General features: G+C 30.4%; 14 protein-coding genes. 1 reads left to right on the forward strand and 13 read right to left on the reverse strand.

The annotated features are described in order from the left end of the window. Positions 1-49: 49 nt before the first annotated feature. The 6 genes from MKY70_RS28490 to MKY70_RS28515 are packed head-to-tail and all read right to left on the reverse strand — an operon-like array spanning position 50 to position 6330. The gene (locus tag MKY70_RS28490) at positions 50-1075 is read right to left on the reverse strand and encodes a hypothetical protein (protein ID WP_088031170.1); all 1026 of its coding nucleotides are present in this window, start codon (positions 1073-1075) and stop codon (positions 50-52) included. Position 1076: 1 nt separating this feature from the next. Then, on the reverse strand, positions 1077-2102 hold the full coding sequence (locus MKY70_RS28495; protein WP_240381054.1) for a TauD/TfdA family dioxygenase: 1026 nt from the start codon (positions 2100-2102) through the stop codon (positions 1077-1079). Next, positions 2095-3318 carry an argininosuccinate synthase domain-containing protein gene (locus MKY70_RS28500; RefSeq protein WP_241139312.1) on the reverse strand — a complete coding sequence of 408 codons (1224 nt, stop codon included), beginning with the start codon at positions 3316-3318 and terminating at the stop codon, positions 2095-2097. The genes MKY70_RS28495 and MKY70_RS28500 overlap by 8 nt, the downstream gene beginning before the upstream one ends. Next, positions 3311-4576 carry a DUF6421 family protein gene (locus tag MKY70_RS28505; RefSeq protein WP_240381052.1) on the reverse strand — a complete coding sequence of 422 codons (1266 nt, stop codon included), beginning with the start codon at positions 4574-4576 and terminating at the stop codon, positions 3311-3313. Before MKY70_RS28505 ends, MKY70_RS28500 begins: the two co-directional genes overlap by 8 nt. A gap of 3 nt (positions 4577-4579) precedes the next feature. Further along, on the reverse strand, positions 4580-4816 hold the full coding sequence (locus MKY70_RS28510; RefSeq protein ID WP_149191255.1) for a hypothetical protein: 237 nt from the start codon (positions 4814-4816) through the stop codon (positions 4580-4582). A gap of 5 nt (positions 4817-4821) precedes the next feature. Further along, positions 4822-6330 (reverse strand): AMP-binding protein, encoded by a 1509-nt coding sequence (locus MKY70_RS28515; RefSeq protein ID WP_241139313.1) that lies wholly within the window; start codon positions 6328-6330, stop codon positions 4822-4824. Between the two features lie 212 nt (positions 6331-6542). Here MKY70_RS28515 and MKY70_RS28520 point away from each other — a divergent pair, with 212 nt between their 5' ends. After that, a complete protein-coding gene (locus MKY70_RS28520; RefSeq protein WP_088031176.1) occupies positions 6543-6929 on the forward strand; it encodes a RidA family protein in 387 nt (128 codons plus the stop codon). Positions 6930-7805: 876 nt separating this feature from the next. Here the strand turns inward: MKY70_RS28520 and MKY70_RS28525 are convergent. The 7 genes from MKY70_RS28525 to MKY70_RS28555 are packed head-to-tail and all read right to left on the reverse strand — an operon-like array spanning position 7806 to position 13341. Then, positions 7806-8528, reverse strand: coding sequence for a winged helix-turn-helix domain-containing protein (locus MKY70_RS28525; protein ID WP_176280899.1), 723 nt, complete (start codon positions 8526-8528; stop codon positions 7806-7808). A gap of 23 nt (positions 8529-8551) precedes the next feature. Continuing rightward, positions 8552-8971, reverse strand: a complete 420-nt coding sequence (gene acpS, locus MKY70_RS28530) for a holo-ACP synthase (RefSeq protein WP_187770560.1) — start codon at positions 8969-8971, stop codon at positions 8552-8554. Positions 8972-9008: 37 nt separating this feature from the next. Then, positions 9009-9263 carry an acyl carrier protein gene (locus tag MKY70_RS28535; RefSeq protein WP_088031179.1) on the reverse strand — a complete coding sequence of 85 codons (255 nt, stop codon included), beginning with the start codon at positions 9261-9263 and terminating at the stop codon, positions 9009-9011. 31 nt (positions 9264-9294) lie between these two features. After that, positions 9295-10446 carry an acyl-CoA dehydrogenase family protein gene (locus tag MKY70_RS28540; RefSeq protein ID WP_088031180.1) on the reverse strand — a complete coding sequence of 384 codons (1152 nt, stop codon included), beginning with the start codon at positions 10444-10446 and terminating at the stop codon, positions 9295-9297. A 5-nt stretch (positions 10447-10451) separates the two neighbouring features. Continuing rightward, complete coding sequence (locus tag MKY70_RS28545; RefSeq protein WP_149191259.1) at positions 10452-11186, reverse strand: hypothetical protein; 735 nt, start codon at positions 11184-11186, stop codon at positions 10452-10454. A gap of 17 nt (positions 11187-11203) precedes the next feature. Further along, positions 11204-12469 carry a diaminopimelate decarboxylase gene (lysA, locus tag MKY70_RS28550; RefSeq protein WP_088031182.1) on the reverse strand — a complete coding sequence of 422 codons (1266 nt, stop codon included), beginning with the start codon at positions 12467-12469 and terminating at the stop codon, positions 11204-11206. 5 nt (positions 12470-12474) lie between these two features. Next, positions 12475-13341, reverse strand: coding sequence for an amidohydrolase family protein (locus MKY70_RS28555; protein ID WP_088031183.1), 867 nt, complete (start codon positions 13339-13341; stop codon positions 12475-12477). Between the last annotated feature and the right edge of the window lie 20 nt (positions 13342-13361).

Here is a 13361-nt window from a genome sequence, read left to right on the forward strand (position 1 = left end):
TATCACCCTTTATTGTATTTTCATATATTACTAATATTATAAGTACTAGTCAATCTGTAATACTTCTCTCCATTATGTTTAATTTTTGATATACAGTATCTATTTCCTTATGAATATCCTTCTCAACAGACATTAGCTCTTCCAATTTCAATTGAAGGGTAGGTATAATTTGTTGAGGATCTTTATTCTTTAAATTTGCCTGCATTATAATAAAAGAAATTTTCCGTGTAATGCTAAGGGAATATCCCAAATAATTAATCAACTTTTCCATATCAAGAGAAACTATATGGTGATATTTATTTAAGTAATATAGCATCCCTTCTCTACTATAAAGAAAACAAGTATTAAATCTACGAATTAAAAAATTCCAATTATCCTGTATACTTTCTTGTCTACTCATTGCATTTGAAAATACTTGATCTATCTCCATATATAGTTTAGAAATTGCTGTTGTCCCTGTATAATAACTAACACCGTCGAATTGAAAATGCCCCTGTAAATACTGAGATAATTTCAATAAAAACTCATATTTCAAACATTTTATCATTTCATCATTAAAATTATTAATTCGTGCAGTTTCTATATTTAACTTAATAACTTCGCCTGCTTGTTTAATCTTTTTAGACTGAATAGAATTATTAATTAAGTCAATAGGTATCGGACCATGATAACCAAAATATTGATCTTTAACATGAACATTTTCGTTCTCTACTCCTACTATGTTCAAATAATGATAATCATGAACTGGTGGAAAGGTTGGATACATAGTTGAAAGAACCTTAACATCTACGCATAATAAAAATGATTCAGTATTATTATGAAGAAACTCTCTTAATTTATGAGGAGCTACCTTAGATTTACTAGTGCCAATATAATTTTGCAACCATCCAAGAGTATTAGGCTGTTCCGCCTCAAGCTCAAAAGTAATATCTAAACTAGGATTACTATATACATATCCAAAATTTAAATGCTTTAAAATTAATGGCTCTAAACCAAATTGCTCCAATAACAAAGACATACTATTCCAATAACAATTGACACCTCTTCTCAAATAGCTATACCTTTCATTAAGCATCTCATAAAACTTCCTTTGCGTTTTCACTAAACTCAAAAAGAACATTTACAGGAGAGCATACTAATTTCCCTGGATGTCTTGATAATTCAGACGTCTTAATGTTCCTTACTGCAAACATTCGCTGTAACCACCGATCATTTCCATCGTATTTTGGAGTAAAACCTGTCCGAGCATGAATAGCTTTTTTATTATCCACAACTAATAATTCACCTGGTTTAAGAGCGACTTGTATACAGTTCTCTAACAATTGCTTTTTCAAATATTCTAGCGCCCACTTAGCCATAGGTGTTTGAGGTTCCATTAGATAAAAATCCATGCAAATATCCGGATCTAATAAAGGTCCACTTAACACAGGTATAGTAGTATGATAACTGTCTTCATCCCCATTTTCTAAAAATGATGATGGTGCATTAATTTTATATAAAGGTTTTCTTAATATCTCTATTACATCATTAGATAAGTTAAATAAAACTTTTCGGATTGAGGAAGTAATTGTCTTTGCCTTAGCTTCTTTATCAGATTTTACACAGTATAAAGCTAAAAAGTCAGGTTTATATGGATGAAACCCATCTTCAGTATGGAACTCTAAGATATCAGATCCTGTATTCTCTTGCTTTTTTTCTTGTCCTTTTACCGGGCAAATATTTTGAACTAATAACCCCTGTTTTTCATCTTCATATGCAAGTGGTTCCCCTAAACAAAGCATAAATAAAAATAAGATATACTCACTAATGGCCGTTTGTTTATCTTCACTTAACTGACCCTTTACTGGTGTATTCGGAAGAATTGGATCTGTTGGTAAATTAGAGAATTTTAAAGTCCCAAATAAATTAGAAAACCTTTTAAATGTAACTAATTCCTTTAAAATACGTATAGGTAACTTACTTTTAATAATATCTAATTCGTTTAATAATTTATCATCCATCTTGGTTATATCAAGTAATGGAAGCTCATTAATTAAATGCTTTAATTGTTTCTTCTCCTCCTCGGTTAAATATACTTCCCAATTACTGGAATAATTAATCATAAAACTCCTCTCCTTCCTTTCCTATGCCGATCCTTAATTCCCGAGCCTTTTGTTGAAAAAAACTATTAATAGAATATGGTTTAAATTCATCTATAAAGTTCCCAAAATTCGAAAAACTAAGGCTGTTACTTGCAGTTTTAGCAATACAAAAAATATTTCCTTTTGTAATTTTCCATTTGATAGTCCCATTTAAACTTTTATTAAAAGCTCTTATACTTTCATCTAAGCAGGACTTAAGAGGACTAAACCATCCTCCACCTACTACTAGATTAGTCCATTCTCTATCAATATAGGACTTTACTCTTAGTTCATCTCTAGTTAATACCATTTCTTCTAATAATAAATGAGATTGATGTATTAACATTGCTGCTGGAGCTTCTCGAATTTCTGGATTCTTAACACCAAAACAACTATCTTCTAAACCTGCATATCTTCCAATTTTATAATCCGATAAGAGATCATTTAATAAAATCACTATCTCCTTTAAACTCCTCTTATCATTATTAATCTTAAACGGAATACCATTTTTGAACGTTATATCTAGGTATAGAATTTCTTTTTCTTCTATTTTATTTGTCCACTCAAATACGTTATCTCTAATTTCTAACTCAGTATACTCTAAAGTATCATTCTCTATAACTCTGCACCATAAGTTCTCGTCAATAGAATATTTAGATTTGGTAGGGAAATCGATACCTAATTCTTTCTTCAATATTCTCGCTTTATCTTCACGTGTAGTATATTCTCCTATAGCCGGACAAAATATATTAACATTTGGATAATTGGCCATTATAGAAAGGTTAAATCTCATAGCAGAATTCTGATATGGTGTTGAATTATGAACAATTAGTGATCCTCCAATATCTTTAGCATACTCACATGCCAATTTAGCAAGTAACGGACGTGTGTAGCTAGAAGAAATAGGGAAATGGTTGTTATATAAAGCTTTGGCCATTATCCCATGTGATATATAGCTATTACACAAATCTTCTGAAGCATCAATAATATGAAGTTTCAATTCTAATTTTTGAGATAATTCCATAATTTCATCAGAAATGTTTTGTCCAACATCAATTAAAACGGCATGTATATCCATATCGTATTTTTTCAATTCATAAGCTGTATAAAAACTATCTAGTCCACCAGAAAACAAGAGTACAGCTTTTTCATTTTTAAAAGGCAATAGTTCTTGGAATTGACCATATATTTTACTCATATAAATTAGTCCCTATTTCATTTTTTGCGATTAATTTATTGTTAAAATATCTTATATTACGAGGAATATTCAATCCCCTTCCAAATTCTATAATCCATTTAGCAAATACTGTGGTGACAATTTCTGAATTTCTATAAAAGTCGAAGTTAACACTGAACCATTCTTTGATTACATCTGGAACTGCATCTTTTGGAGAATTTAAGATACGTATCTCAAGGTCTGTAATATCATCTAATAACATACTTAGATTTTCTTTGATTTTCATAATATCCAACTCAATTTTAAAATCTTTAAATGTAATTGCTCTAGCCTTTAAAAGGTACTCAAATAAAATATAATTTGTTAGACAGTCAAAACTTTTTTTAGGATCATCAGCATAGCTATAACGAAATAGTCTTTCCACAAGAAATATCTCTTTTGCTAGTTTATCAATATAAGAGTCCTTATTTAATAAATACAAATATGCTGATATATCTACTCTAACTTCTTCAAATGAACTTCCTAGCAGTGAACTTTTTTCTTTAAAGAATACATTTAAAGGTAATACTCCTTTGTAATGATAGTAATCATGTAAGTACGAAAGTAGCATTCTTGCCGTATAAATATCATTAAGATTAGCTTTAAATATTGATAGAGGTGTTTTTAAGACCTCTTCACTAATAGGTTTAGTAATCTGATGGAACACTTGTAAGTACTTGTTTATAAAGAACAAAGAAAATTTATCTTGTTCTATGCTACTATTTGTTACAATTGCTTCTGGGAAAAAGCTAAATACATTAGCTTCTAAAATACCCTTCGTTCCCAAGATTAATTCTACGCCCATAAAAGTATCAAATGGTAACTCTTCTCTTAAATGTGTGATAGCTTCTGGTTCATTCCGATAATAAAAGCATGCTTCAAAATTAATAATTTTATTTTTTTTCACAGGGAAAAAGAACATACCAAATTCTTTATTCTCAATTTTATTGTATTTCCCAAAAGTAAAATCAAATTTGGGTGTATTATTAATACCAGATTCTTTCCATGCAATCAAATCTTTTATAATTGCTTTTACTAAGCCTTCATCAAAATGGATCTTTAACTTTTCTAAAATGAGTATAATACGTTCAATAATTTCTTCACAATATGAATCTTCTTTATTAATTTGACCTAAATAATTTTGATGTACTCTTAATTTTTCAACTTCTAAAACTAACTCTTCTGCACTGTTATACCATAACAAATTTTTCAAATTATCCATATCACTTGAAATTAACATAAACTACCTCCTATTTAATAATTGTGTTATCGAACTAATTGAATTGAAGTTTTCAAATGAAATTTCAGACTCCATGAATTGAACCTGTTGTACATTTTCTAAATAAGTAATTAACTCCATAATTTTTAAAGAATTAAGTATACCTGTCCCTATTAAATCTAGATCATGTGGGATACTTTCAATACTTCCATCCTGTAATAATTCTCTTTTTATATAATCTTCTAATTCCGTTTCCAGCATGCACTTTATCCCTCCGTATATCCCATTAGTTTCTTTCGATCAATTTTGCCAGTACTAGTTTTAGGTAATTTATGCTCTGTAAAAATAAACTTACTAGGAATTGCATAAGCATCTAAAAACTCAGAGCAATACTCTCTAATATCTAAGGAATTTAAAGTTGCTTTAGAATGAATATAACAAGTAAGACCATCATTGTTCATTACAATAAACACCTCATCTATAAGATTATGTTTAGAAATTACATTCCTGACTTCTGAAAGATAAACCCTTTTCCCTTGAATCTTAACCATGTCGTCCATACGGCCCATGTAATAATACAGACCATTTTCCTTTTTAACCAAATCACCAGTTGGAAAGTATTTTAAGTTATTTGAATCATTCATTTTAAAGGTCTCATTGTCTGTTTTATTCAAATACCCTTTTAACATCGTCGAAGAATGCACATATAACTCTCCAACTTCTCCTTCACCACATGGTAGCAAATCAGCATCTAAAACCTGTAATTGTACATGTTTTAATGGTCTGCCAATAGGAAGAATTTTTAATGCCTCTATGTCTTGAGGAAACAAATAAGATAATGCCTCATTAACCTCTGTATTACCATAAAAATTCACAACATTAGCATTTTCAAAACAATTTCTAACCAATTTCACATCGCCGAAAGGTAAAGCTTCACCCGCTAATCCCAAAAAACGAACAGAAGTATAATTTTTGATTTTTTCATTTAGAAGCAATTTAATTGATGAAGGAACCAAATGCAAAATGTTAATTTTTTCCTCTTCAATCAATTGATTAATATATCGCGGATTATTCCTCTTTTCACTTGAAGGAAGTACACAGCAACCACCTACAGCAAAAGGGATAAATAAAGAGAATATAGACATGTCAAAATATAAAGGCGCATGACATAAAAATTTATCCGCATTTGTGGCTCCAACAAACTCGCTTCCCCAGCTAATAAAGGCACGAAAACTTTCTCTTGCTAAAATTACCCCTTTTTTCATACCTGTCGAACCTGAAGTGAAAAATATAAAAGATTCAAGACTATCATCTATTCTACCAACATCAACATTTGATTCCATAGACTTAACATATGCTAGATCAAACAAATTTTGTTGAGGTTTACATAGATCCAATGAGAATAATAATAGGTCTTCTACAAAATTCAATTTAGAATCTATAGCATTTTTTTTGTTAACTATACAGCATTTTATTTGAGCGCTTTTAATACTATCTTCAAAGATTTTCACTTGTTCATCTGGATTTAGCGGCACACTTACAGCCCCTATTTTTAGAGCTGCTATATAAGTTATTACGTTGTGTATTGGATTTGTACTTAAAATTCCAATTCTTTCTCCAACGGTAATACCTTTTGACAATAGAGCATTGGCCAATTGACCAGATACATTATCAATTTCTTTATACAAATAATTTTCTGTATCTGTTTTATAAGCTATTTCATCTTTATATTTTTCAATCGTATTATTAAGCATTGTTTTAAGGCATACTTTCAAAGCATCTCCCCCTTTTAATACCTATATATATCCTCTCACGAAGTTTTAATTTTCAGAATAAAACCAATGTTAAATTCACATTAGTTTGTAATAAAATTAAAAAACATATTTGTTAAGTAACGTTAAACTAACCCCTCTTATACAAATACGATATGTAGAAATGTAAGGGCTTGTATTACAATTAAAGAAACTATTTTATGGAGTTGATTTTTATGTCAAATGAAAAAACAGTAGTAAGCTCTAATTCCCCATTTGAAGACTTTTTAGGATCTTCTAGGGCAATTAAAAAAGGAAATATCATTGTAGTTGCAGGCACAGCCCCCTTAAATACTAATGGAGAGACCACAACCTCTGATGTTTATGAACAAACAAAAAGTTGTATTAATGTAATCAAAAGTTCTTTAGAAAAAATGGGTTCTTCTTTAGAGGATGTTGTTAGAACAAAAATTTATATTACAGATATGAATAAGTGGCATGAAGCAGCTAAAGCCCATAAAGAATATTTTTCAAAAATCAAACCAGCTTGTACAGTTTTTGAAGTAAATAGATTTATAAAGGAAGAGTGGCTTGTAGAAGTTGAAGCTGACTGTCTGCTATAATACTATCCCACCTAAGCATAGACTTAAGGTGGGAGATTTTTATGGATTGTCCACGAAAAAATCAACTCAAGTTGGTTCACAAAATTCCCTTGCAGCAATCCCTTTGTTCCATTTGCAAATGTATTTGAATCTACTTTATATAAAATCTTTCAGTCGGATTATTAGTGTTTGAAAGTTTTCTCTTAGCTCTGTACACCTCTCATTTACAAGTCTTCCTCAAAATCACTATTCTACGTGATTTTGAATAGGATCTTCAGTTTAGAAAAGAAACTTTTATTAATAATCACTTTATAAATATATAAATTCAAACACATTATTTTGTATCAAATATATCCTTAAGTAAGGCATTTAATAATGTATAACTTATCATAGGTTTTTCCTTTGTCAGAAATTTAAATAAGGAAGCAACTTTAATTGTTTTCATACATTAATTAGCATTTATAACTCTTTTTGTCGAATTTGATGATAAGGATACACTTTTTTAATCATGGTAAAAATTCAAGATTTAACTAATCATTTTAGTTCGGCTGAAAACTTACCTTACCTCCATTTGATAATAAATTAAATCCAAAAAGGTTTAATAGTAACTTTCATCCCACTTTTATCACCGAATTATGACTTTCACAGTACTTGAAGTGGAAATTAAACTCGCTTAAAAAATCATAATATACATATATAATAATATAAATTTAAGTTCAAAAATATTACTATCATTCAAAAAAAATAGTCAAATTAGAAGGATATAATTCAACCTAAGGAGAATAGTATCTAAAAGGTTTAAAAATTCAAAAATTAATTTTATACATACGTAAGAGACATGTAGAATTCTTCTTATTTTAAATAAGCAATTCTAACACGCCTCTTTTTAATAAGTTATTACAGCCCTACAAGAAATTCGTTTCCTTTACCAATTAAGGTATAACCAACTCCTTTTCGGTGGACTATAAGATTAAAATTTTTCTGACTAGTATATAATTTTTTTCTGAGCTTATAAATATATTGTCTAACTGTTTCAGTAGTTGTATATTCATCCCAAATAGCAAGTAGGATATCTTCTGTTGTGACAAATTTGTCTCGCATGTTTATAAAGAACATGAGCATTTCATACTCTTTTCCAGCTAAAGGAAAAATTTCACCTGCATTATCTAGATAATGCATATCTACATTCACAAATATACCTGGATAAAGTTCAACAATATTTTTGTTGTGCTGCTTATTTCTATTCAATTGGACAATATGTTTATAAAAATGACTCACGCACTCCTGTATTTGTTGATGAGTATGAATTTCAAAAGACATTGTAGAATTTTTTTTCAAAAGTTCTAATCCTGCCTTATTAGTACTAATATCTTCATCAAATAATATTAATATTGGGATATTTTCTAACTCTTTTTTTATATTTCGAAATTGTTTTACCTCTTCAAAATCTAAGCTTTTTAATCTCCATATTATCCCATCAAAATGGTTTCTTTTATCTTTTAAAATATAATTTAGAGAAGTAATATCTCCCACATGTATAATTTCCCAATTGGGATAGTATGCAGATCTCCGAGCTAACTTTGGTAAAAATAATTCAGGACTAATAACGACAATTTTCATTTCCCATTCCTCCATAATATTTTTTATTTGGTAAAATTAGATATCAAGACTACCTGTGCGATAGAGTAGTCTTTGGAATGAGAAAGTGATACAAAAGCTTCCAACTTTTGTTTCTTAATCGTTTGTTCAGTCGTATTATAGAATTTAAAATACGGTTCGCCCGTCTTCTTCTTAAGTATAACAGCATCTGTAAAACAGAATCCATTACCAATCCCTGTACCTAATGCTTTAAAAAGGGCTTCCTTTGCAGAAAATCTTGCTGCAAAATGTTGGGATGGGTTACTTTTTTTTCTACAATATTCAATTTCTTCTGGAACAAAAATTTTATTTAAAAATTTGAGGTCATATTTTTTTATTGCAGATTGAATCTCAGTAATATCTTGAATATCAATCCCTATACCATATACATTAGGCACGGATAAGATTGAATTTCCCTGTTTCATGGTATACATCGACTCCCGAATAAAATTTTTTATTATTCTAGCTATTTTTCAACTCCATAATATAATTTGCAATGGTAGTAACACTTTCTAAATATGAAGGATCCAACTCTTCCATATCAAATTCAATTTCACATTTCTCTTCAAGAGCTAATAAAAGTTCAATTATACCTGTTGAATCAAGCCCTAGTTCTTCAAAAATATTTGCATCTACTTTCACATCTGCTACAGCAAGTTCTAATTGCTGTGCAAGAATTTCAGTAACTACATCCATTAAATTATTTAGCTTATTCATATACTTAACCCCCGATTATTTAATTTTATTATTAATTAATTCCCAGTAGTTCTTGAGCAACTTCCCGTTTATGAATATTTGTTGATCCTTCCATAAACTCTATCATTCTTCCATCCCTTAGCCATTTTTCTAATAATGGATGGTCAATAATAGCTTCCGATCCTACAACCTGATTAATTCGTCTGGTTACTTCATATACCAAATTATTTGCCATCCATTTTCCCATGGAAGAAGTACCTGCATTATAAATACCCCTATCAACTTCTTTAGCTGCCCGATAAACTAATCTCCTAGTTCTTTCAATTTTCCATTGAAGTTCATCGAGTATAATTTCTTCATTTAAATTCAACTTAATATTTTCTCTCACGTAATCTACCATGGCTCTCGATGTTCCAATTGCAATCGAAGATGTCGAAGGTCGCATTCTAAAAAACACTTTCATAGCTCCCCGTAATCCTCTTTGAAGAGGTGGTTTATTTAAACCAATAATTTGAGATTTATCTACTTCTAAATTGTTATAGACTGTATGACCTAACCTAGCTGCATGCATTCCTAAAGTCCGACCATAATCTCTATTTACAGTATCCGAATTTTTAAATTGATCTTCATATATTAAAAAACTTTGAATTGCAAACGTGTTATTTTTATGGCCCATCTTAGCAAAAGTAAGTGCCCATTGCGCTCTTTCTGCATTAGCTATATATTTTTTTTCTCCTTGTAATAGATACGTTCTATCATTTTTTTTGGTTGCAACCGTTTCAATAGCTGCTATATCTGATCCAGCATTAGGCTCCGTTAAATTGAAAGCCGTCCAAACCGGATTCCTCCCCATAAAGGAGTTGAAGAATTTATCCTGTTGTTCCTGAGTCCCTAGCTCTTTTAATATTGGTCCTAATAATTGTGGTCCAGGTAAAGATAACATCATCGCTGGATCTCCATATGCTAACTCCTCAGTCCATATCGCTAACTCCAAAGAGGAATCTCCATAATAGATTTGATTATCTCGTCCACTGATACCAGTATAACCATACTCCTTTGGGACACCTAAACGCCATAAAGGCTGGTAAAATGAATCTTGCTGAAGATAAGTGGGTGGTAATCCTCGACTCTTATCTGCTTCTAATGCAAATTCCCTTAATGATTCCCCGTATACTCTTAATTCAGTTCTAAGTGATTCAAACATATTAATTAGACCCCCTTCAACATTGAAATATGGTGTATTTTGAGAAAGTTTTTTATAATGAAAGGATCCTCTAATCCAAATGCCCCCAAAACAGGTAATATCTTATCTATAATTTGAGTACTATTTTCCAACATAAAATTAATCTGTTTAAAGAACTTACTATATTCTGCTTCATCTATACTAAATTTTGTTGATAGTTCCCTTAAAAACAGTATATTCCCTTCAATTTCACTACTTGCAATGACAAATGTATCATAAACCATTTGGTGTTTAGCTATTGGTACGCCAAAAGTTTTACGTTCTTTAATATAATCTTTACAAAATTGTAATATCAATTTACTGAATTTCAAAACAAAAGATGCTAAAATTATTTTATATCGAAGTCCATAAATCCATAGTTTCTTTTGTTGATGAGAGGGAACTTTTATAACGTTTTTATACTGTTCAACCTTTTTAAGGGACAACTCCTCCTCATCTAAACTGTAAACTTTCACACTATCTTCAAAACTCATTTTCCACCAGACATTGTTGTCTAGGTATAGAATAGAACCATCCTGATGCTTTCCGGCAAACAAATATAAATCTCGATTTTTCCATCCCAAGCTTACTTTGACTTCTTTTAATTCTTGTAATAATTTTTGTTCTTCTTTAAGTAGTTCATTATAAAGAGTATTTTCATCTATATTATCTATTATGCTATCTATTCTTGTTGAAAAAGATGGAGATTTCAGTGTTTTCATGTATAAACTACCTCCTATTAACTTTCAAATGTTTGTACTACTGGCAGATCATATTCTGTTTTCTTACGAATGACTATATACTTATCATCTTTCACCAATACTTCAGTAGGAAGGTGATGACTTAAAAATAATACAGGACTTGCAGTCAATCCATATGCTCCAGCATTCAAAATGCCAATATAATCACCGGGCTGGGATTTAGGAAGGCTTATTTTCTTTGCAATTAAATCGTTTGGGGTACATAAAGGGCCAGAAATATAATATTCGGTATTAGGTTCATCACTCCATTTATTAAGAACCTTGATTGGGAAATTTTTCTTTAGAGCATTCCCCATTCCACCAGCGGCCATATGGTGATGTGTTCCTCCATCCACCGTTAAAAAATCGCAATTTTTAGATTTTTTTTCATATAATACTTTTGTAACATAAATCCCACTTTCACCTACAACATATCTACCTGACTCTAAAAATATCGGGATTTCTTCACCAAAGCTACTATAAAACTCCTGAATCATAGCATGTAATCTATCAGAAATATCATCCAAATCAAGCGTGCTTTCATTAGAAAAATACGGTATTCCCATTCCACCACCGATATCTATATAATCTAATTTAACATGAAATTGTTCTTGAACTTTCTTTGCCAAATTTAAAATATATGCTGTATTTTCTATGAACACATCACTAGATAGAATGCGTGTGCCATTATATACATGTATCCCTACAATCTTGAGATTTGATAATCTTTCTTCTAACTCAAATATATTTTCCAGCTGTTCTTCATCCATACCAAATTGCCTTGGTTTTCCACCCATAGTTAATTTTGAACCCTTTGCTGATACACTTGGATTAATTCTAATACCAACTCTAACGGTTACTTCTTTTTCTTGAGCTATATTATTTACTTTTTGCATCTCTTGTAGTGACTCTACAATAAAATATTTAACTCCGTACTCAAATACTTTTCTAATTTCTTCTTCAGTTTTTCCTGGTCCCAAATATAAAACTCGTTCAGGAGAAACTCCTATTTTTTTTATTATCTCTAATTCCTTTAGTGAACAAATCTCTAAATTGGCCCCTAAGTCATAAATTAACTTTACAATAGATGGATTAGGGTTTGCTTTTAGGGAATAAAATAGTTGAATTGCCTTGTGAAGGTTCAAGAGCTTGTATACTTGCTCTTGAATAACACTAGCATCATATACATAAGCTGGTGTACCTATCTTTTTTACCACTTCTAAAAGGTTATTTTTTTCAATATTCAGTTTGTTTGTGGTAATCATTTATATTAAACTCCCTTCTTCAACTGCAATAATTTTTCTGCATTTTTATAAAAAATCTGATCCCATTCTTCTTCTGTGATATGAACTCCTTGTTCTTCTAAGCGCTTTTTTATATTCTTAAAGCGATTAATGCTTTCCTCCATTGTACACATTGGATAATCCGTACCCCAAATTAACTTATTAATAACCCCCTGTTCTTTTGCCATCTTAAAAATATTACACATTTCATCAATTGGTTGATAAAAAGATACAATTGATAAATCAGTATATACATTTTTATAATTTTTAAGAAGAGATAATGTATCGTTAATCCACGGCCATCCCATATGAGCTATTATAATATTAAGATTTGGAAATTTAATTAGTACATCATTTAGTAGCATAGGGTGACAATAACGTAAACTTGCTTGTTTTATCGGAGTAAACCCCATATGAACTAAAACTGGTAGGCTACGCTCCTCTGCATCTTCATACAGAGGATACCAGCCCGGATCATTAGGTGAAATGCCCAAGTATCCAAAAGCTAATTTATATCCATGTAGGTTATAATTAGTTAACTCTTGTTCTAGACTCTTTTTACACAAGGATTTTTCATAAGCATCAAAGGAAGCAAAACCTACAAAATATTTTGGATATTTTGCGCACAATTTTGAAACATACTCATTTGTAACATGTACTCCTAATGTGCGTTTAGCATTAAAAGCAAGTAATACCGCTTTTTTTACTCCTACTCCTTCCATTTCTTTGATTAAATTTTCTATTCTTACTTCCATATTTGTATGAGATTTATTACATGAATCCATCATTTGTTGGGCAAACTCTTCAGTGTACTCACTTTTTAATTCTCCAACATGAACATGAAAATCAATCAAACAATCACCCCCTTTCCAAA

The sequence above is a fragment of the Bacillus sp. FSL R9-9492 genome, from assembly GCF_038007365.1.
Taxonomy (GTDB): domain Bacteria; phylum Bacillota; class Bacilli; order Bacillales; family Bacillaceae_G; genus Bacillus_A; species Bacillus_A mycoides.

Bases quoted from the DNA above. Each gene is read 5' to 3' on its own strand.
- MKY70_RS28490 (WP_088031170.1), bottom strand. From the start codon at position 1,075: ATGCTTAATGAAAGGTATAGCTATTTGAGAAGAGGTGTCAATTGTTAT.
- MKY70_RS28495 (WP_240381054.1), bottom strand. From the start codon at position 2,102: ATGATTAATTATTCCAGTAATTGGGAAGTATATTTAACCGAGGAGGAG.
- MKY70_RS28500 (WP_241139312.1), bottom strand. From the start codon at position 3,318: ATGAGTAAAATATATGGTCAATTCCAAGAACTATTGCCTTTTAAAAAT.
- MKY70_RS28505 (WP_240381052.1), bottom strand. From the start codon at position 4,576: ATGTTAATTTCAAGTGATATGGATAATTTGAAAAATTTGTTATGGTAT.
- MKY70_RS28510 (WP_149191255.1), bottom strand. From the start codon at position 4,816: ATGCTGGAAACGGAATTAGAAGATTATATAAAAAGAGAATTATTACAG.
- MKY70_RS28520 (WP_088031176.1), top strand. From the start codon at position 6,543: ATGTCAAATGAAAAAACAGTAGTAAGCTCTAATTCCCCATTTGAAGAC.
- MKY70_RS28525 (WP_176280899.1), bottom strand. From the start codon at position 8,528: ATGAAAATTGTCGTTATTAGTCCTGAATTATTTTTACCAAAGTTAGCT.
- acpS (WP_187770560.1), bottom strand. From the start codon at position 8,971: ATGAAACAGGGAAATTCAATCTTATCCGTGCCTAATGTATATGGTATA.
- MKY70_RS28535 (WP_088031179.1), bottom strand. From the start codon at position 9,263: ATGAATAAGCTAAATAATTTAATGGATGTAGTTACTGAAATTCTTGCA.
- MKY70_RS28540 (WP_088031180.1), bottom strand. From the start codon at position 10,446: ATGTTTGAATCACTTAGAACTGAATTAAGAGTATACGGGGAATCATTA.
- MKY70_RS28545 (WP_149191259.1), bottom strand. From the start codon at position 11,186: ATGAAAACACTGAAATCTCCATCTTTTTCAACAAGAATAGATAGCATA.
- lysA (WP_088031182.1), bottom strand. From the start codon at position 12,469: ATGATTACCACAAACAAACTGAATATTGAAAAAAATAACCTTTTAGAA.